The organism is Methylobacterium radiodurans (genome assembly GCF_003173735.1).
GTDB lineage: Bacteria > Pseudomonadota > Alphaproteobacteria > Rhizobiales > Beijerinckiaceae > Methylobacterium > Methylobacterium radiodurans.
In genome coordinates this window covers 328,112-347,085 of record NZ_CP029551.1, presented here as the reverse complement: position 1 = coordinate 347,085, position 18,974 = coordinate 328,112, and the positions used below count along the sequence as shown (strand labels likewise).

The window sequence follows — 18,974 nt, the reverse complement described above, 5'->3', positions numbered from 1 at the left end:
GCAAGGAAGCAGGGCCGCCCGCGCGCGGGCCCTCGCTCCGGATCCCCACGGCCTCGCACCGATGACCGAAACCGCACCGGACGGACGCCTCGGCGCGCTCCTCGACCAGATCGGCGCGGGCGCGCCGGGCCTCGACCTCACCCGCGCCACGCTCGGGCGCGAAGCGCTGGCGCCGCGGGTCGATCCGGCTGCCCCCGCGCCCTGGTGGGATGCCGGATGGGGCGGTCTCGCGCTTGCCGGGCGCGACCTCACGGCGGCCAAGCTGGAGGCGGCCGATCTCTCCGGCGCCAACCTGCACCGCGCGCGGCTCGGCGGGGTCGTCGGCCGCTCGGCCCGCTTCGACGGGGCGAACCTGGAGGAAGCCGACTGCACGGGCGCCGACCTCAGCGGCGCGGGCTTTCGCGCTGCGGTCGCCGGCCAGGTCGGCTTCGCCGACGCCATGCTGGAGGATGCCCGCTTCGGCGAGGCCGCCATGCGCTTCGCCAATTTCCGCAAGGCGCTCCTCGACGGGGCGGATTTTTCAGGCGCCGACCTCTGGGGCGCCAACTTCACAGGGGCGGACGCCGACTACACCACCTTCCGCCGGGCCCGTCTCGACGAGGCCAACCTCTCGGACGTCAATCTCACCCACTCGGACTTCGAGGGTGCCAGCCTGACCAAGGCGCGCCTCGTCGGCTCGCGCCTGCGGGGCGCGAACCTCTCCGGGGTCAAGCTCGACGGGGCCGACCTCTCGGGAGCGGACTTCTCCGACACGAGCCTCGTGCGGCTCAATCTCGCCACCTGCCGGCTGACCCACGCTCGCTTCGCGGGCGCCTTCGTCACCGGCACGCGGATGCGCGTCGATCAGCTCGGCGGCGCGGTAGGCGAGGAGGTGGCGGGGGTCTACGAGGCCGCACAGGCGAGCTACCTCGCCCTGGAGCAGAACTGGCGCAGCATCGGCAGCCAGGACGCGGCGAGCTGGGCCTACAAGCGCGGACGCCGGATGGGCCGGATGCAGGCCGGCGTCCAGGCCCGCGCCGCCTGGAAGGCCCGCGCGCCTCGCGCCCTCCTGCAACACGGCTATCGCTGGGTGGCCGACCGCTTCGTGGAGTGGCTCTGCGATTACGGCGAGAGCCTGTCGCGTATCGCCCGCGCCTTCGCCATCGTGATCCTGGTCTTCGGCGTGCTCTACGGTCTGACCGGCGGCATGATCCTGGAGGGCGAGGGCCGGGCGACCTACAACCCCCTCGACCTGATGAGTTACAGCGCCCTCAACATGATGACGGCGAACCCGCCCGAGATCGGCATCAAGCCCACGGGCCGCATCGCCAACTTGCTGGTCGGCGTCCAGGGCGCGGCCGGCATCATCCTGATGGGCCTGTTCGGCTTCGTGCTGGGCAACCGGCTGCGGCGCTGAGGAGCGGCACGGGAGGGCGCGCCATGCGTGGCAGGATTCGGCACTCGGGCGGACGGATGGGCGGCGCGGGCATCGCCGCGGCGCTCCTCGCGCTCGCTCCCTGCCCGGCCGTTGCCCAGGCACCCGCCGAGCCGGCGCCGCCGGCCGCGGCCGAACTCGCGGACCGGCTGCCCGCCGCCTGCCGTGCCGAGATCGACGCGCGGGCGCGGGCGGCGGGGCTCGATCCGGCCCGGGTCGCCGCCCGGCTCGACGGGCTCGCGCCCGATCCGGCGATCCTCGCGGCGACGGGCACGCAGGCCGAGTTCGTGCGGCCGATCTGGGCCTACATCGACGCCGCCGTCACCGAGACGCGGGTCGCGGAGGGGCAGGCGCGCCTGCGCGACCTCGCGCCGACCTTCGCGGCGATCGAGGAGCGCTCCGGCGTGGACCGCCACATCCTGGCGGCCTTCTGGGGCGTCGAGTCGAACTACGGCGGCGGGATGGGCGAGGCCCCGGTGCTGCGCGCGCTGGCTACCCTCGCCTGCGGCGACGGCACCCGCGCCGGCTACTGGCGCGACGAGCTGGTCGCCGCCCTGCGGATCGCGGAGTCCGGCGGCGGGCCCGACCCGCTCCTCGGGTCCTGGGCCGGCGCGATGGGCCACACCCAGTTCATGCCGAGCGTCTACCTCGCCCACGCGGTCGATTTCGACGGGGACGGGCGGCGCGACATCTGGCGCTCGGCCCCCGACGCGCTGGCCTCGACGGCGCAGTACCTGCGCGCGTCCGGCTGGCGACCCGGCGAGACCTGGGGCCAGGAGGTCGCCCTGCCGGACGGGTTCGACTACGCGCTCGCCGACGAGACCAGCGAGCGCAGCCTCAAGGACTGGGCCGGCCTCGGCCTGCGCCCGGCCCGGGGCGAGCGCTTCGCGGACGCGGAGGCGCAGGCGCAGGCGGTCCTGATCCTGCCGGCCGGCGCGCGGGGGCCGGCTTTCCTGCTGCGGCCGAACTTTCGGGCGATCCTGCGCTACAACACGGCGCTCGCCTACGCGCTCACCGTGGGCCATCTCGCCGACCGCCTCCGCGGCGAGCCGGGCTTTTCGCGCGACTGGCCCCGCAGCGACCGCGCGCTCACGGTCTCCGAGATCCGCGACCTGCAGACGCGGCTCGCCGAGCGTGGCCATGCGGCGGGAGCCGCCGACGGCAAGATCGGACCGCGGACGCGGGCGGCTTTGCGCGCCTGGCAGGCGGCGGCCGGCCTGCCGCCGGACGGCTACGCCGACCCGGCCCTACTGGAGCGGATCCGGGCGGAGCGCTGAGCGCCTTTCCCCCGCAGAGGGGGAGGTGAGACACCTCATGCCTTCACGATGTGCTCGCCCGTCTGCCCGTGCCGGGCGAGCGCGTTGCGCGTGTCGACCACCAGCGGCGCCTCGGCGGCGATCAGCGCGTAGTCGATCCCGTCATGGTCGGTGACGACGAGCGCCGCGTCGCAGGCCCGGAGCGCCTCCGGGGTCAGCGCCACGGAGCGGCGTCCCGCGAGCCCCGGATGGGCGCGGCTCGGCGGAATCTCGGGGACGAGGGGGTCGTGGTAGGCGATGCCCGCGCCCCGCTCCTCCAGAAGCGCGATCAGCTTCAGCGCCGGGCTCTCGCGCATGTCGTCGAGGTCGCGCTTGTAGGCGACGCCGATCAGCAGGATCTGCGCGCCGCCGAGCGGCCGGCCGCGCTGCCGGTCGAGGGCCAGCGCCAGCCGCTCGACCACGTAGCGCGGCATCCCCCGGTTCACCTCGCCGGCGAGCTCGATGAAGCGGGTGGCGACGTCGAATTCCCGCGCCTTCCAGGTGAGGTAGAACGGGTCGATCGGGATGCAGTGGCCGCCGAGGCCCGGGCCCGGCCAGAACGGCATGTAGCCGAAGGGCTTGCTGGCCGCCGCCTCGATCACCTCCCAGACGTCGATGCCCATCGCGTCGTAGACGACCTTCAGCTCGTTCACGAGGGCGATGTTGACGGCGCGGAAGATGTTCTCGGTGAGCTTCACGGCCTCGGCGGTGGCGGTCGACGAGACCGGCACGGTGCGGGCCACGATCGCGCCGTAGAGCGCGTCGGCGAGGTCGCGCGCCCGGGCGCCGTCGCCGCCCACCACCTTCGGCACGGTGGAGAGCGTGTGGGTGCGGTTGCCCGGGTCCTCCCGCTCCGGCGAGAAGGCGAGGAAGATCTCGCGCCCGCTGGTCAGGCCCGTCGCCTCCAGGATCGGCTTCAGCACCTCCTCGGTGGTGCCGGGCCAGGTGGTCGATTCGAGCACCACGAGCTGCCCCGGCCGGAGCGTGCGGGCGATGTCGGCGGCGGTCGCCCGGATGTAGGAGAGGTCCGGCTCGCGCTGCGGCGTCAGCGGCGTCGGCACGCAGATCAGGATGGCGTCGCTTGTGCCCAGCTCGTCCATCTCGGTGCTGGCCCGGAAGCGGCCGGTAGCCAGCGCGGCGCGCATCCCCGCGGTGTCGAGATGGCTGATCACCGGCTCGCCGGCGTTGATCCGCGCCACCCGGTCCGGGTTGATGTCGAAGCCGATCACGGAAAAGCCCGCCCGCACGGCGGCGAGCGCCAGCGGCAGCCCGACATAGCCGAGGCCGATCACGCCGACGACGGCCGTGCGCTCGGCGATGCGGCGGGCCAGGGCGTCCGCGGGGTCTTGGGCGAGGTTGTCCATCTTGCGGTTTCCGGTCGATCGCTTCAGGCGCCGTGGATCCTCTCTCCCCGTGCGCGGGGAGAGGGGGGAGCCCCAGTATCCGCGGTGATCAAACCCATACGGCCTCAATGGTACGGATCTGCCGCGTCGCGCAGGCCGTCGCCCAGGAAGTTGAAGGCCAGCACCGTGACGAGCACCGGCAGCACCGGCACGAGCAGCCAGGGATAGAGCTGGACGGCGGCGAGGTTCTGGGCCTCGTTGAGGAGCACGCCCCAGCTCGTCACCGGGGGGCGCAGGCCAAGACCTAAGAAGGACAGGGCCGTCTCGCCCAGGATCATGCCGGGGATCGAGAGCGTTGCCGAGGCGATCAGGTGGCTCATGAAGTTCGGGATCAGGTGCCGGGCGATCACGCGCGTCGGCGAGGCGCCCATCAGCTCGGCGGCGGCGACGAAGTCCTCCTCGCGGAGCGCCAGCAGCTTGCCGCGCACCGCCCGCGCAAGGCCCGGCCAGTCGAGTAGACCGAGGATGATCGTGATCCCGAAGAATACCCAGAGTGGGCTCCAGTTAGGCGGCAAAGCCGCCGAGAGCGCGAGCCAGAGCGGCAGCTCGGGCAATGATCGCACCAGCTCGATCAGGCGCTGGATGGCGGCGTCCATCACGCCGCCGAAATAGCCGGCGAGCCCGCCGAACAGAAGCCCCAGCGCGAAGGAGATCGCCACGCCCACGAGCCCGATCACCAGCGAGATGCGCGTGCCGTAGATCATGCGCGAGAGGATGTCGCGCCCGAGCCGGTCGGTGCCGAGGAGGAACAGGGTGCCGCCCTCCGGCGGGCAGACGAGGTGGTGCTCGCCCGGGATCAGCCCGAGCCAGAGATAGCCGTCGCCGCGGCAGAGGAAGCGCACGGGTTGCGGGCGGCTCTCGTCCACCACGTAGTTGCGCCGGAAGGTCTCGAGGTCGAGCTCGGCCCGGTACGGGTAGGTGAAGGGCCCGACGAACCGGCCCTCGTGGAACAGGTGCAGCCCCTGCGGCGGCGCGTGCAGGAAGTCGCCGTTGCGCGTGGCCTGCCCGTAGGGGGCGAGCCACTCGACGAAGGGCACGCTGGCGTAGAGGGCGAGCAGGATCAGCCCGGAGACCACGGCGAGCCGGTGGCGCAGGAACTTGCGCACGAACAGGCGGCGCGCCGAGGGCGCGTCGCGGTCGCCCTCGCGGCCGGCATCCGGGTCGAACGGGGCCGGATCGACGTAGTGGGCCGCCATCAGCGCGCGCCGAGGCGGATGCGCGGGTCGAGCCAGACCAGCACGAGGTCGGAGATCAGCATGCCGACCAGCGTCAGCGCCGCCACGAACATCAGGATGAAGCCCGCCATGAACTGGTCCTGGGTGCGCAGCGCGTCCAGCAGCAGCGGGCCGACCGTCGGCAGGCTCATCACCAGCGAGACCAGCACCGAGCCCGAGACGAGGTGGGGCAGCAGGTTGCCGATATCGGCCACGAACGGGTTCAGCGACATCCGGAACGGGTACTTGAGGAGCGCCCGCATCGGCGGCAGGCCCTTGGCCCGCGCCGTGACCGTGTAGGGCTTGGCGAGCTCGTCCAAGAGGTTGGCGCGCATCCGCCGGATCATCGCGGCGGTGCCGCCGAGGCCGATGACCAGCGTCGGCACCACGAGATGGGCCAGCAGCGAGCGGATCTTGGCCCCCTCCCAGGGCCTGCCGGTGAAGCCCGCGTCGTAGAGCCCGCCGATCGACAGGCCGAACCAGCGGTTGGCGTAGAACAAGAGGATCAGCGCGAGCAGGAAGCCCGGTACGGCGAGACCGACATAGCCAAGCACGGTCACCACCGCGTCGCCCAGCGAGTGCCGGTGCGTCGCCGAGTAGATCGCGATCGGGATCGAGACCGCGTGGACGAAGACGAGGGCGGCGAGGTTCACGACGAGCGTGAGCCAGAGCGCGTCCCCGACGACCTGGGCCACCGGCCGATCGTACTCGAAGGACCAGCCCCAGTCGCCCTGGAGCAGGCCCGAGAACCCGGCGGGCCCGGGCATCAGCCCGACCCACATCAGGTATTGCTGCCAGACCGGCTTATCGAGCCCGTACTGGCGGATCAGCAGCTCGGCCTTGGCGATCGAGGCTGCCTCGCCGCCCGCGCGGAGTTCCGCGATGCGGTTCGAGAGGTAGTCGCCTGGCGGCAGCTTGATCACGAAGAAGACGAGCGCCGAGATCAGCAGGAGCGTCAGCGCCATCGTGACGAGGCGGCGGAGGACGAGGCCGGTCACGGGGTGCTCCGGGGGGCACTGTGATCGGTGCAGATCCCCTCTCTCCGCGCGCGGGGAGAGGGCTCAGCCGACCCTGTCGTCGGCTGAGCGAGCCGGCAGGCGGTGGTGAGGGGGCTTGTCCGAAGAAGCCTCGTCCGGAAAAGCCCCCTCATCCCCGCGTCGATCCCTGCGGGATCGATCGCTCGGCTCACCCCCGACAGGGGGGGCTCGCCCCTCTCCCCACGCGCGGGGAGAGGGGATGCGGACCGGCAGCGTCGGAGAACATGGCTCACCGCCATCATCCCCGCCCCCCGCCGACCGCCGCGTTCCGCTCCGCCGCCTTGTCCCAAAAAACCTCGTCCAGCCGCTGCACGCCGATCAGCGCGGTCGGCTCCCAGGAATACAGCGCCCGGTCCGGCAGGTTGGCGAGGCGGGTGGACGCCACCACCGGCTGGAGCGCCCCCGCCACTGTGCCGATCACCCACTGGTTCTCCGCGTGGTTCATCAGCATCTCGCGCCAGATCGTGCCCTGCCGCGCGGGGTCGGTGGTCATCCGCCAGTCCCGATCCAGCGCGATCAGGCGCTCGACCTCGGGGACGTCGCAGGGCTCGCCGCTGGCGCCCCGGCTCTCCAGGTTCAGGCTCCAGCGCGGCCAGGCATAGTGGTCGGGTTGCGCGGGGCTCAGGCCCGTCGGCGGCATGATCGCGGTCGGCACCGCGAGGTCGAGCCCTTGGGCCGCCACCATCACGGTCATTCCCGCCATGGAGCGACGGCGCAGGTTCGTCCGCTCCTGCGGCTTCACCACGAGCCGGATGCCCACTTCTCGCCAGAACTCGCCGATCAGCATCAGCCCGTCGAGGATCAGGCCGGCCTCGCCGTCGCTCTCGACCACGATCTCGAGCGGGCGCCCGTCCGGCATCAGGCGGATGCCGGAGCCGTCCCGCCCCGTCAGCCCGATCGCGTCGAGGAGGCGCGTGGCCTCCGCCGGGTCGTAGGCCGCGTTGAGGGTCCGCATCTCGGGCCGGAACAGCGGGCTCTCCGGCACCACCGTGTCGTTGCCCTCGGTGCCCAGCCCGAACAGCAGGGTGTTGTTGAGCGTGCGCCGGTCGATCGCGTGCGACAGGGCGCGGCGGTAGCGCAGGTCGCGGTTGAGCCGGCGCCAGACCGGATCGAGGGTGGTGAGGTTCGGGTAGAGCGCGATCTCGGAGCCGCGCGCCACCGGCCAGAGATGGGTGCGGTAGCCGTGCGCCCGCTCGCCCTCGCGCAGGCTCGGGATGTCGTTCATCGCGAGCCCGCGGAACATCAGGTCCGCCTCGCCCGCGTTGGTCTTGGCGACGAGCAGCCCGGTCGAGGCCACGTCCATCAGGATCGTGTCGAGGTAGGGCAGCCGCGTGCCGGCCGTGTCCACCCGGTGGTAGTGCGGGTTGCGCTCGAACACGAAGCGGGTGGCCGGCGCCCGGGTGCGGGGCCGCCAGCCCTGCAGCGTCGGGCAGTCCGGGTTGTTCAGCTCGAAATTGTCGTCGAGCCGGTTGTGGAGCGCCGCCCAGCCGCGCAGCTTCTCGGCCTTCGCGGCGGCCTCCGCCGCCTCGCGGCCGGCGTAGCGCGGGTGGAACGGCTTCAGGTAGTGGGCCGGCCGGTAGATCAGCGGGTCGCGCGGGGCGGCGAGCGCGGGCAGGAAGCGCGGGTTCGGCCGCTCCCAGGCGTAGACCACCGTGCGGTCGTCGGGGAAGCTCACCGCGGGGGGCTTGCCCTCGACGATCAGGAAGTCGGGCGGCCCGCCGGGGCTGAGATCGCGGTTGTTGGCCACATCCTCCCAGTAGTAGCGGAAGTCCTCGGCGGTGAAGGGATGGCCGTCCGACCAGCGGTGGCCCGCGCGCAACCGCAGGGTGAAGCGGCCCTCCTCGACGGTGACGCTCTCCAGCACGTCGGGTTGCAGGTTCAGGTCGGAATCGTAGCCGACGAGGCGGGTGTAGCCGTAGACCGAGAGGTAGCGCACGTCGCGCGCCTTCGCGATCAGCGTGCGGATCGCGCCGCCGGCCTGGCCGACGCGCCGGCCGCGGGCGGCGAGGTCCACGACGAGGGGGGCTTCGAGTGGCTCCTCGGCGCGGGCGGGGCGCGGGGCGAGGAACAGCGCGCCGAGACCCACCAGGAGGGCGCGGCGAGAGACGCCTGATCTCCCTCCCCCCTCTGCGGGGGAGGGTACCCTGCGAAGCAGGGGGGACCGGGACGAAGTCCCGCAAGAGGGGAGCGACGGTGCAGAAGAGGGCCGTGCCCTGCATGAAGGCCGCGCCTTCTCCAGGAGCTGGGTTCCCCTCTCTGCGGGACTTCGTCCCGACCGACCCCTGGTCACGCAGGGGCCACCCTCCCCGGCAGAGGCGGGTGGGAGAGCGCCCGTGGTCGATTCGCTCATCCGCCCACCTCCGGATGCAGCTGCACGTAGGTCAGCCGCGCGGGCGAGTACCCCGTCGCCGCGTGCAAGTCGTCGAAGGCGTGGGCGCGGGCGATCAGGCGGGCGGCCTTGCGCACCAAGGGATCGTCGGCCGGCTGCTCGAAGACGCGGCCGTTGCGCTGCCAGCGGATCGGCTCGGAGCGGCTCTCGGTCTCGTGCAGTGCCCGCACCATCGCGATGGTCGGGTGCGCGGGTCCGCCATGGGTGTGGATCCGGTGGCCGGCCGCGTCGTCGTCGAAGACGAGGCGGGTGAGGCCGCGCCCGCGCGCCTCGACCACCCGGCGCGCCTGGGCGACGTGGTCGTCGAAGAACGCCACCGTGCGGGCTGGGTCGAGCGCCGACCAATCGGCCGTCGACCAGTCCTGCGTGCAGTAGGTCGCCCCCGGGTCGCGGTACTGCAGACCGGAGAGATCGGGGTCGCGGCAGAAGATCCGCGCCTCGGGCCGCGCCTGCCGGATCACCCAGGTGGTCAGCCCGCGGAACACGCCCGATTCGATCACGCAATCGGGCTCCAGCGCCCGCATCAGCACGAAGAGCTGGAGCGCCCCGTTGAAGCCGGAGCCGCCCCGCCGCTGCCGCACGGGCGCGCGCGGGATCAGGTCCCAGAACTCTTGGACGAGCGCCCGCACGTCGTGCCGGCAGGGAATGCCGGCCGCCGCCAGATCCTGGACGAGCTGCGCGGCGGCGTTGTCGAGGAGCTGCGCGACCTCGTGGGGCGAGACCGGGCGGTGGGTCCAGTCGGGCGTCGCCGGCACGAGGTCGTAGCCGAGCCGGTCGAAGAGCGGGCCGATCCAGCGCCGGCGCAGGCGTTCCATAAGGCGCGCCATCACGCGGCCCGCCTTGCGGATGCGGCGCTGCGGCGAACGCGGTGGCCGGGCTCGACCTCGACCATCGCGCCGGCCTCGTCGGGGCCGAGGCGGTAGGGCTCGGGCCAGCGGGCGGGGTCGGAATGGTCGCCCGTCACCGCCGCGAAATCAAGCGGGTGATCGAGGCTCGGGTCCGGCACCGCGGCGAGCAGCGCCCGGGTGTAGGGATGGGCAGGGTTGCGGAACAGGACGGCGCGCGGCGCCTCCTCGACGATGCGCCCGCGGGCCATCACGCTGATCGTGTCGGCCATGTAGTCGATCACCGCGAGATTGTGGGAGACGATGAGGTAGCTCAGGCCCAGCGCCCCTTGGAGGTCCTTCAGGAGGTTGAGCACCTGCGCCTGGACCGAGACGTCGAGGGCCGAGACCGGCTCGTCGAGGACGAGGAGCCGCGGCTCCAGCGCCAGCGCCCGGGCGATGCCGATGCGCTGGCGCTGGCCGCCCGAGAAGGCGTGCGGGAAGCGCGAGAGCGCATCAGCCTCCAGCCCGACCATCGCCAGGAGCTCGCGGGCGCGCGCCCGGCGCCGTGGGGCCGGCACGCCGTGGATCTCCATCGGCTCGGAGAGGATCTGGCGCACGCTGAGCCGCGGGTCGAGCGAGGCATAGGGGTCCTGGAACACGAACTGCACCTGCCGCCGGTAGGCGAAGAGCGCCGCGTCCCGGAGCGCCTGCACGTCCCGGGGGCCGGTGCCGTCGTCGAACAGGACGCGGCCGGCATCTGGCTTCAGCGCCCGCATGATCATCTTCGAGACGGTGGTCTTGCCGGAGCCCGACTCGCCCACGAGCCCGAGCGTCCGGCCCGGCTCCAGGGCGAGCGACACGTCCGCGACGGCGCGCACCTGCCGGGGCTTGTCCCAGAACCGGCCGGCCCGAAGAGTGAAGGTCTTCGAGACGCCCTCGACCCGCAGGATCGGGCCGGCGGCGCGCGCCGGCGGGCGGGCCGGGGGAATCGCCGCGCGAGCCGGGCGTATCGGCGTGAGGCGCTCGCCCGGGGCCATGTCGAAGCGCGGCACCGCGTGGAGGAGCGCCCGCAGGTAGGCGTGGCCGGGCGCCCGCATCACCGCCTCGCGCGGGCCGGATTCGACCAGACGCCCGCGATAGAGCACCGCCACGTCGTGGGCCATGTTGGCGACCACGCCGAGATCGTGGGTGATCAGCAGGATCCCCATGCCGTCCTCCTCCTGGAGGCGGGCGAGCAGCGCCAGGATCTGGGCCTGGGTGGTGACGTCGAGCGCGGTGGTCGGCTCGTCGGCGATGAGGAGCGCCGGCTTCAGGATGATCGCCATCGCGATCATCGCGCGCTGGCGCAGGCCCCCCGACAATTCGAACGGGTAGGTGCGAAGCGCCCGTTCGGGATCGGGGAAGCCCACATGGGCCAGCGCCTCCCGGGTGCGGGCGGCGGCCTCGCGGGCGGAGGCGCCGGTATGGACGCGCAGGGCCTCGCCGATCTGGTCGCCGACCGTGTGGAGCGGCGACAGGCAGGTCATCGGCTCCTGGAAGATCATGGCGATGCGCTTGCCCCGCACCGCCCGCATCTGCGGCCCGTCGGGCGGGAGCGCCGCGAGGTCCTGCCCCTCGAACAGGATCCGGCCGCCCGCGATCGCGGCGGCGCGGGGGAGAATGCGCAAGACAGCCTGCGCCGTCACCGACTTGCCGGAGCCCGACTCCCCCACGAGGGCGAGGGTGCGCCCGCGCATCACGTCCAGCGAGAGGCCGTGCAGCGCCTCGAACGGCCCGGATTCGGTGCGGAAGGCGACCTTCAGGTCGCGGATCGAGAGAAGCGGCGTCACGATGCCCTCGCGCCCCGACGAGACCACGGCGCGGCGCCCGCGTCCACGGGCGCGCGGGCGAACAGGTGTCGTGGATCCAGAACCGTCACGGCCGGGTGGCGGACGAGGAGCGGCAGCAGCGCTTCGAGGAAGGCCCAGAGCGACCCGTCGTGGGCGAGGTGGTGGGTGAGGATGCCGACCGGGCCGCCGGTATCGAGCCGGGCGACGAGGTCGTCCACGAGGCGCTCCGGGTCGGTGAGCGAGCGGGTGCCGCGCCAGTCGATCGGGTCGATGTGGATGTCGGCGCGGACGAGATCGGCCTGTTCGGGCGGTGCCTGCCGCGGCGTGGCGGCGGAGAGGCCGGCGTAGCCGAGATCCGGCAGCGCGGCGGCGAGGTCGGGCGCGATCCGGTTCCAGGGTGGCACGAAGACCGGCAGCAGGGCGGTCGCCGGGAGATGCTCCCCGGCGCGGCGCAGGCCCTCGCGGGCATCGGAGATCAGCGCGGCCAGCGGGCGGTGCGGGCCGAACTCGGCGGGCTTCTCGCCGGCCGGCGCGTGGTTCGCGTGGGCGAGGCCGTGGACGGCGAGGCGCACCCCCGGCACGCCGTCGAGGCGGCGACCGAGCGAGGGCGCGAGGTGCGCCGGGATCGCCGCCAGGAGGATCGGGGCGGCGCAGGCTTGACCCAGAGCGAGCAGCCGGTCGAGCGCGGGCGTGGCCGCGACCGCGTCGTCGTCCCGCCACCAGACGGGCACGGGCGGGTGGGTCTCTGCGTGACGGTCGAGGGCGGCGCGCAGACGGTCGAGCGCGGCTCTCCCTCCCCCCTCTGCGGGGGAGGGTACCCTGCGAAGCAGGGGGGGAGAGGGGAACCCAGCCTCAGGTTCAGGCTGTGCCCTGTATGAAGGCCGCGCCTTCTCCGGGAGCCGGGGTTCCCACTCCCGACCCCTGCTGACGCAGGGGCCACCCTCCCCCGCCGAGGGGGGAGGGAGGATCTGGGAAGGCGCCGCGCTCGCTCGATCCCGCACCATCGCCTCTACCAGCGCGACCGTCCGCCCCGCCCCGTCGAGCGCCAGTCCGTGCGGCGGCAGAGGTGCGCGGGGTGCCTCCGCGATCGTCCGCAGCAGCGCGTCGGCGTCGAGACCGGCCTCGGCCAGCACCCGGGCCAGCCCGCGCTCCGCGAAGCGCTCCGCGCGCAGGCGCTGCTCGGTCTCGCGGCCGGCCTCGAAGGGGACGAGCACCGCGGGCGTGCCCGTGGCCAGGAGATCGACCGCGGTGTTGTAGCCGCACTGGCTCACCGCCAGCGCCGCCCTGGCCAGCAGCGCCCGGTAATCGGGCCGCGCCCGCTCCACAGTGCCGGGAGGAAGCCCGGCCCCGAGCGCGGAGAAATCCGCCTCCGGCACACCGTGCCCGACGAGGATGCGCCAGCCGAGATCCGGCCGGCGCCGGGCCGCTTCGGCCGCGGCGGCGAGCATCCCGAGCCCCGCCGCGCTCGACCCGGCTGAGACCAGGATGCCGGCGCGCTCGGCAGCCTCGGGGACCGCGCCGCCCTCGTCCACGTAGCCGGTGTAGCGCAGGCGCGGCGCCAGCCCGGTATCGACCGGCCAGGAGGCGTCGAGGGGCGCGAGAGCCGGGTCGGCATGGACCAGCACCGCGTCGTAGAGGGCAGCGACCCGGGCATGCGTCTCGGCGACCCGCCCGGGCTTCTCCGGCGCCACCAGGATGTCGCGGATCGAGGCGAGGACCAGCGGGCGCGCGGCCCTGGCGCGGGCCGCCTCGACCAGCGCCAGGAACTCGCCCGCCAGCGCCCGCCGGCCGAAGGGGAACAGCTCGGTGATCAGCACGTCGGGCGCGCTCTCCGCCAGCGCGCCCAGGAGCATCGACCGGCGCCGGTCGAGGAGCGCGGCGTCGGCCGGCTGCCCGTCCGCGTCGCGCAGGTCTGAGAAGGCGGTTCCGCGCACGTGGAGCGGCGGCAACTGGACGAGGCGCACGCCCGCGAGCCGCACCAGCGGCGCGGGCGCGCCCCCGCTCGCCAGGACCACGTCGTGCCCGGCCGCCGCGAAGGCGCGGGCGAGCGCCGCCGCCCGGGTGAGATGCCCGGCGCCGAGAAGGTGCGTGACGGCGATCAGGACGCGCATGCGCAGGCCCCGGCGGGGTGGGGAGCGGCCGCCGGCAGGGCTCCGAGTCCCGCGCTGGCGGCGAGCCGCGCCGCGATCAGGTCGATGCCGGGGTCGAGGGCGAAGTCGGCGACAAGGCGCGTCCGCGCGGCCCCGGCGAGGCGGCGGCGCAGCGCCGGGTCGCGGGCGAGCCGCGCCAGCGCCTCGGCCAGAGCCGCTGGGTCGCCGGGGGGGACGAGGAGCCCGTGCGTGCCGGAGGCGATGAATTCCGGCGTGCCGGCAAACGCCGTCGCGAGGATCGGCAGGTCCTGGCTCGCCGCCTCCATCAGCACGTTCGGCAGCCCGTCCCGGTCGCCGCCGGGAGCGGGCTTGGTCGGCAGTACGAAGAGATCGGCCTCGCGCATCGCCGCGATCACCGCGGGCTGGGCCCGCGCCCCTCGGAACGCGACCCGCTGGCCGAGGCCGAGTGCCGCCGCCCGCGCCTCGGTCGCGGCCCGCATCTCGCCGCCGCCGATCAAGGTCAGATGCCAGTGCAGGCCGGCGGGCAGCGCCGCCAGGGCATCGAGGAGGTCGTCGTGGCCCTTCTTGGCGACCAGGCGGCCGACGCATAGCAGGCGCAGCGGATCGGCCGGATCGGAGCCGTCGCGCGGCGGGCGGGCGGGGGGCGGGCCGGGGAAGCGGCCGAGGTCGAGGCCGTGATAGGCGAGCGCGAGGCGCGACGCTCTCCCTTCATCTTCTCCCGCAGCGAGGGGAGGCAGAGCGCGGGAGGAGGATGCCAGTTCCTCCAGCCGCCGCAGCCCGTCCCGCGTGCAGGTCACCCCCCAGGCGGCATCGCCGAGCTTCTCCCGCAACTCCCAGTCCGGCGTGGTCCAGATGTCCTTGGCATGCGCCGAGAAGCTCCAGCCCCGGCCGGTCAGCCGGGCGGCGTAGCGGGCGACGCTGGCCGGCGTGTGCAGGAAGTGGACGTGGATATGCGTCACGCTCTCCGGCAGCTCGCGGGCCAGCACCAGGGCCTGCCCCAGCCGGCGCAGGCGCGAGGCGCTGGGATCGCGCGCGAGGTCGCGCAGGAACAGGGCGAGCAGGGCGGGAAAGCGCGGCCGGCGGAGCGCCCGGCCAAGGCCGGCGAGCACCCGGAGCGGCGCGTCGCGCAGGTACTCGGGCAGGTAGGCGACCGGCGCGGCGATGCGTGCGTGCATCGGGTGGCGGTCCCGGTCGGTCGGGCGGCGCAGCGACCAGATCGCGAGCGGCAGGCCGCGCGCCTCCAGCGCCAGCAATTCCTGCGCGATGAAGGTCTCCGACAGGCGCGGGTAGCCCTTCACCACCACGGCGATGCGCGGCGCGCTCACAGGGCCTCCGCGACGGAGAGCGGCCGGCCGGCGGAGAGCGCCCGCACCCGGTCTGCCACGACGCCGAGCCCGTCGAGCAGACCCGGGAGCACGACCCGCGAGGGGGGCGGCTGGTCCGGCAGGGTGCGGAGCGCCGCGGCCATCCGCTCCGGCGTCCGGCCCCCGGCCTGCGCGAGCACCCGCACCAGCCCGAGCGTCTCGGCCGAGCGCGCCCGGATCTCCTGCTCGCGCCGGGGCTCGGTGCGCGGCACCAGAAGCGCCGGCCGGTCGAAGGAGAGGATCTCGCAGAACGTGTTGTAGCCGCCCATCGCCACCACGCCCGCGGCCTTGCCGATCAGGAACTCGATCTGCGCGTCGAAGGTGATCGCCGCGAGCCGCCCGGGCAGCCGGCCGATCCGCGCCAGGAAGTCCGCCCGCACGGACGCGTCGAGGAAGGGGCCGAAGGCGACGAGCGCCGGCAGCGGGATGCCGGGATCGGTTTCGTAGGCGGCGATCACCCAGTCGATCAGAGCCGCGCCGTCGCCGCCCCCGCCCGGGGTGACGAGCAGGAACGGTCCGTCCGCGAGCGCCGGCTCGCGCCGGGCGGGGTCCGGCCGCGGCAGGGCGCGGCGCAGGTAGCCGGTATAGATCAGGCGTTCCTCGACCTCGGGCACGAGGCCGAGCCCCGCCAGCGGCCGGTGCAGGCGCGGCACCCCGTAGACCCAGACCTCGTCGTAGAAGCGCTCCAAGACCGCGCCCGCGCCCTTGCGCGCCCATTCGGCCGCGAGCCACGCGGGATCGTCGAGCACGTCGCGCAGGCCGAGCACCGGACGGCAGCCGCGCTCCGCGGCGCGCTCCAGCACCGGCAGCATCTCGCCGTGGAAGCCGGCCGGCTCCTTGTCTACGAGGACGAGGTGCGGCCGGAACGCGTCGAAGGTCCGGAGGATGATCGCCCGGCGCGCCGCGACCGTCTCCTCCAGCGGGATCGCCGGGTCGAGGCTGGCATAGGCGCCGTCCGGCCGTTTCGTCACCGGTGGCACTGCCACCGTCGAGACGCCCGGCGTCGGGGCGAAGCGGTCGAGAACGGGCGAGCCCGAGACGATGACGGCCTGCGCTACGCCGCCCTGCACGATCGCCGCCGCGATGGTGCGCGCGCGGCGCAGGTGGCCGAGGCCGAAGGTGTCGTGGCTGTAGATCAGCACCCGGCACGGGCGCTCGGGGGTGAGTCCTACCGGTGATGGACGCGACGCGATCAACGGGTGTCTCCCCAGCCGGAGCGCGCGAGCCTGTTCGCACACCCTGTGCCGATGTGCCAAATGCAACCGCGTCGGTGCGTCCGCGCCGCGCGAGATGGGACCCGGTCCGGACAGGTGGCGATGCGCGCGTTGGAGCCGAAGCTGTTCGGGTACATCTGGCGCTACTCGCGGCGCGACCAGCTCGCGATCTGCATCGTCGTCCTCGCCTCGCTGCCGTTCTACTTCGCCTCGCTCGATCTGCCCCGGCGCATCGTCAACGACGCCATCACGGGCAAGGCGTTCGAGCGGGGCAACAGCACCGCCCCCTTCCTCGACCTCACCGTGCACTGGCCGCGCTGGCTCGGCGGCGGGGAGAGCCAGCTCTTCTCCGGCTTCGCGCTCGGGCGGACCGAGCTGCTGCTGGGCCTCTCCGGCCTGTTCCTCACTCTCGTGCTGATCAACGGCGCGTTCAAGTTCTGGATCAATCTGCAGAAGGGCGTGCTCGGCGAGCGCATGCTGCGGCGGCTGCGCTTCCAGCTCTTCTCGCTGATGCTGCGCTTCAACCCCGAGGCGCAAGGGGAGGTGAAGGCCTCCGAGACCGCGACCATCATCCGCGACGAGGTCGAACCGATCGGCTCCTTCATCGGCGACGCGATCGTGGTGCCGGTCTTCCTCGGCACCCAGGCCGCGACCGCGCTGGCCTTCATCCTGATGCAGAACGTCTGGCTCGGGCTGGTCGCGGGCGGGATGGTGGGCGTGCAGATGGTGGTGATCCCGCGGCTGCGGCGCGAGATCATCCGGTTGAGCCGGCGCCGCCAGCTCGCCTCGCGCAACTTCGCGGGCCGGGTCGGCGAGGTGCTGGAGGGTCTGGAGACGGTGACCGCCAACGGCGCCGGCCGCTGGGAGCGGGCCGAGATCGGCGGCCGGCTCCACGGCCTCTACGACCTGCGCCTGCGGATCTACCGGCGGAAATTCGCGGTCAAGTACCTGAACAACCTGCTGGCCCAGGTCACGCCGTTCCTGTTCTACGCGATCGGCGGCCTGTTCGCGCTCAAGGGCGAGCTCGACATCGGGCAGCTCGTCGCGGTGCTCGCGGCCTACCGCGACCTGCCGCCGCCCTTGAAGGAGCTGATCGACTGGGACCAGCAGCGCCTCGACGTCGAGGTGAAGTACGAGACCGTGGCGGCCCATTTCGCGCCCCACCGCCTGCGCCCGGCCGAGCCGTCGATGGAGGGGGAGCCGCCCCGCCTCGCCGGCCCGCTCACCGTCGAAGGTCTGTCCCTGCGCGATCCCCAGGGAGGGCGGGGCATCGAGGTGGCGGATCTCACGCTGCCCCTGCCGGCGCGGGTCGCGCTGGTCTCGCCCGGCAGCGGGCTCGCGCGCCAGCTCGCCCAGGCGATCGCCGGCCTCGTCCCGCCCCAGTCGGGCATCCTGCGGGTGGGTGGCCAGGATCTCCTGGCGCTGCCGGCCGAGGCGCGCGCCCGGCGGATCGCCTATTGCGGCCCGGTGCCGGTGCTGTTCCCGGGCTCGCTGCGCGACAACCTGCTCTACGGTCTGCGCTGGCGGGCGCGGCCGGGCGTGCTCCAGCGGCGGCTCGGCCGCCGGGACCGCTCCCTCGCCGAGGCCCTGCGCACCGGCAACCCGGTCGAGACGGTGGACGATCCCTGGATCGACTGCGCGGCGCTCGGCTTGGCCGACGCCGCCGCCCTCGACGCGCGCCTGCTCGACCTGCTCGGGCGGCTCGGCATGGAGGACGACCTCTACCGCTTCGGCCTGCAGGCGCTGAGTTCCGTCACCCACGAGACCCCGGCGGGCGAGCGTCTGATCCAGGCCCGCGCCTATCTGCGCCGGCACTTCGCGGAGGCGGGCATGGCCGGGCTCGTGATCCCGTTCTCCCGGGGCAGCTACAACCCGCAGGCGACGGTGGCCGAGAACCTGCTGTTCGGCGTGCCGCGCGACCCCCGCCTGAAGGGCCCGGCGCTCGCCGCCGATCCGCGCTTCCGCGCCGCGCTCGCCCGCGCCGGGCTCCTCGACGACCTCGCGGCGGCCGGCGTGCGCCTCGCCCGCAACCTGATCGAGATCTTCCGCGACCTTCCGCCCGGCCACTCCCTATTCCGGCGCTTCTCGCTGATCGACCCCGACGAGCTGCCCGATCTCACGCGCCGGCTCGCCGGCATCCGGAGCGACGGGCGCCTCACCCAGGCGGACAACGAGACCTTCCTGGCGCTCACGCTTCCCTATATCGAGCCGCGCCAGCGCCTTGGCCTGCTCACGTCGGCGCTGCAGACCCGCATCGTCGCGGCCCGCGTCTTCGTGCAGGACGCCCTGCAGGGGCCCGACGGGCACGGGATCGAGCCCTACGACCCCGCCCGGATCAACCCGCTCGCCTCCGTGCTCGACAACCTGCTGTTCGGCCGCATCGACGTGGCGCGCATGCACGGCGAGGTCGAGATCCAGCAGCAGGTGCGCGCTGCCGTCCAGGCCTTCGACCTGGAGGCCGGCATCCGCCGCCGCGGCCTTGAATTCGCTGTGGGCAACCGCGGCCGCCACCTCACGGCCCGGCAGCAGGCCGCGGTCGACCTCGTGCGCGCCCTGCTGCGCCGGCCCGACATCCTGCTGGTGGACGGCGCGGCCGCCCCGCTCGACGGCGGGCTGGGGCGGCTCGTCGCGGCGCTCGAGCCCGATTTCGCGGAGACGAGTCTCCTGGCCGTCGCGGGGCCCGGCGAGGCGGCGTGCCTGCCCGAAAGCGTCACCGTCGCCCGCGCCGGGGAGGCCCGGCAGGCGCGTCCTGCGACCGTGACGTGAAAGGAGGCCGGCTCCGCGTCCGCGCCGACCGAGCGCGACCCCGATGAGCCCCGGACAACGCGCCGCGCCGCACGCCCCTGGCCCTGGACAGGGGTAAGAACATATGGTGAA

The 18,974-nt window shown here is 73.8% G+C and carries 12 protein-coding genes; 3 read left to right on the top strand and 9 right to left on the bottom strand.

What is annotated here, in order from left to right:
- Nucleotides 1-61 precede the first annotated feature (61 nt).
- Both DK427_RS01490 and DK427_RS01485 read left to right on the top strand, forming a co-directional pair.
- On the top strand, nucleotides 62-1,396 hold the full coding sequence (locus DK427_RS01490) for a pentapeptide repeat-containing protein (RefSeq protein ID WP_109949716.1): 1,335 nt from the start codon (nucleotides 62-64) through the stop codon (nucleotides 1,394-1,396).
- Between the two features lie 23 nt (nucleotides 1,397-1,419).
- Complete coding sequence (locus DK427_RS01485; RefSeq protein WP_245930756.1) at nucleotides 1,420-2,691, top strand: lytic murein transglycosylase; 1,272 nt, start codon at nucleotides 1,420-1,422, stop codon at nucleotides 2,689-2,691.
- Nucleotides 2,692-2,726: 35 nt separating this feature from the next.
- On the opposite strand, the gene DK427_RS01480 is transcribed toward DK427_RS01485, so the two are convergent.
- From DK427_RS01480 to DK427_RS01440, 9 genes are all read right to left on the bottom strand, one after another.
- Nucleotides 2,727-4,073, bottom strand: a complete 1,347-nt coding sequence (locus tag DK427_RS01480) for a nucleotide sugar dehydrogenase (RefSeq protein WP_109949714.1) — start codon at nucleotides 4,071-4,073, stop codon at nucleotides 2,727-2,729.
- 104 nt (nucleotides 4,074-4,177) lie between these two features.
- A complete protein-coding gene (locus DK427_RS01475; protein WP_109949713.1) occupies nucleotides 4,178-5,308 on the bottom strand; it encodes an ABC transporter permease in 1,131 nt (376 codons plus the stop codon).
- Nucleotides 5,308-6,324 carry an ABC transporter permease gene (locus DK427_RS01470; RefSeq protein ID WP_109949712.1) on the bottom strand — a complete coding sequence of 339 codons (1,017 nt, stop codon included), beginning with the start codon at nucleotides 6,322-6,324 and terminating at the stop codon, nucleotides 5,308-5,310. The genes DK427_RS01475 and DK427_RS01470 overlap by 1 nt, the downstream gene beginning before the upstream one ends.
- A gap of 277 nt (nucleotides 6,325-6,601) precedes the next feature.
- Nucleotides 6,602-8,518, bottom strand: a complete 1,917-nt coding sequence (locus DK427_RS01465) for an ABC transporter substrate-binding protein (protein WP_425452588.1) — start codon at nucleotides 8,516-8,518, stop codon at nucleotides 6,602-6,604.
- Nucleotides 8,519-8,709: 191 nt separating this feature from the next.
- The gene (locus DK427_RS01460; protein ID WP_109949710.1) at nucleotides 8,710-9,579 is read right to left on the bottom strand and encodes a hypothetical protein; all 870 of its coding nucleotides are present in this window, start codon (nucleotides 9,577-9,579) and stop codon (nucleotides 8,710-8,712) included.
- A complete protein-coding gene (locus tag DK427_RS01455) occupies nucleotides 9,579-11,408 on the bottom strand; it encodes an ABC transporter ATP-binding protein (RefSeq protein ID WP_204165247.1) in 1,830 nt (609 codons plus the stop codon). The genes DK427_RS01460 and DK427_RS01455 overlap by 1 nt, the downstream gene beginning before the upstream one ends.
- Nucleotides 11,405-13,519 (bottom strand): glycosyltransferase, encoded by a 2,115-nt coding sequence (locus tag DK427_RS01450; RefSeq protein ID WP_109949709.1) that lies wholly within the window; start codon nucleotides 13,517-13,519, stop codon nucleotides 11,405-11,407. Before DK427_RS01450 ends, DK427_RS01455 begins: the two co-directional genes overlap by 4 nt.
- The gene (locus DK427_RS01445; RefSeq protein ID WP_109949708.1) at nucleotides 13,507-14,844 is read right to left on the bottom strand and encodes a glycosyltransferase family 4 protein; all 1,338 of its coding nucleotides are present in this window, start codon (nucleotides 14,842-14,844) and stop codon (nucleotides 13,507-13,509) included. The genes DK427_RS01450 and DK427_RS01445 overlap by 13 nt, the downstream gene beginning before the upstream one ends.
- Nucleotides 14,841-16,079 carry a glycosyltransferase family protein gene (locus DK427_RS01440; RefSeq protein ID WP_245930754.1) on the bottom strand — a complete coding sequence of 413 codons (1,239 nt, stop codon included), beginning with the start codon at nucleotides 16,077-16,079 and terminating at the stop codon, nucleotides 14,841-14,843. Before DK427_RS01440 ends, DK427_RS01445 begins: the two co-directional genes overlap by 4 nt.
- A 120-nt stretch (nucleotides 16,080-16,199) precedes the next feature.
- On the opposite strand from DK427_RS01440, the gene DK427_RS01435 reads away from it, so the two are divergent.
- A complete protein-coding gene (locus DK427_RS01435; RefSeq protein ID WP_109949707.1) occupies nucleotides 16,200-18,863 on the top strand; it encodes an ABC transporter ATP-binding protein in 2,664 nt (887 codons plus the stop codon).
- Nucleotides 18,864-18,974 lie beyond the last annotated feature (111 nt).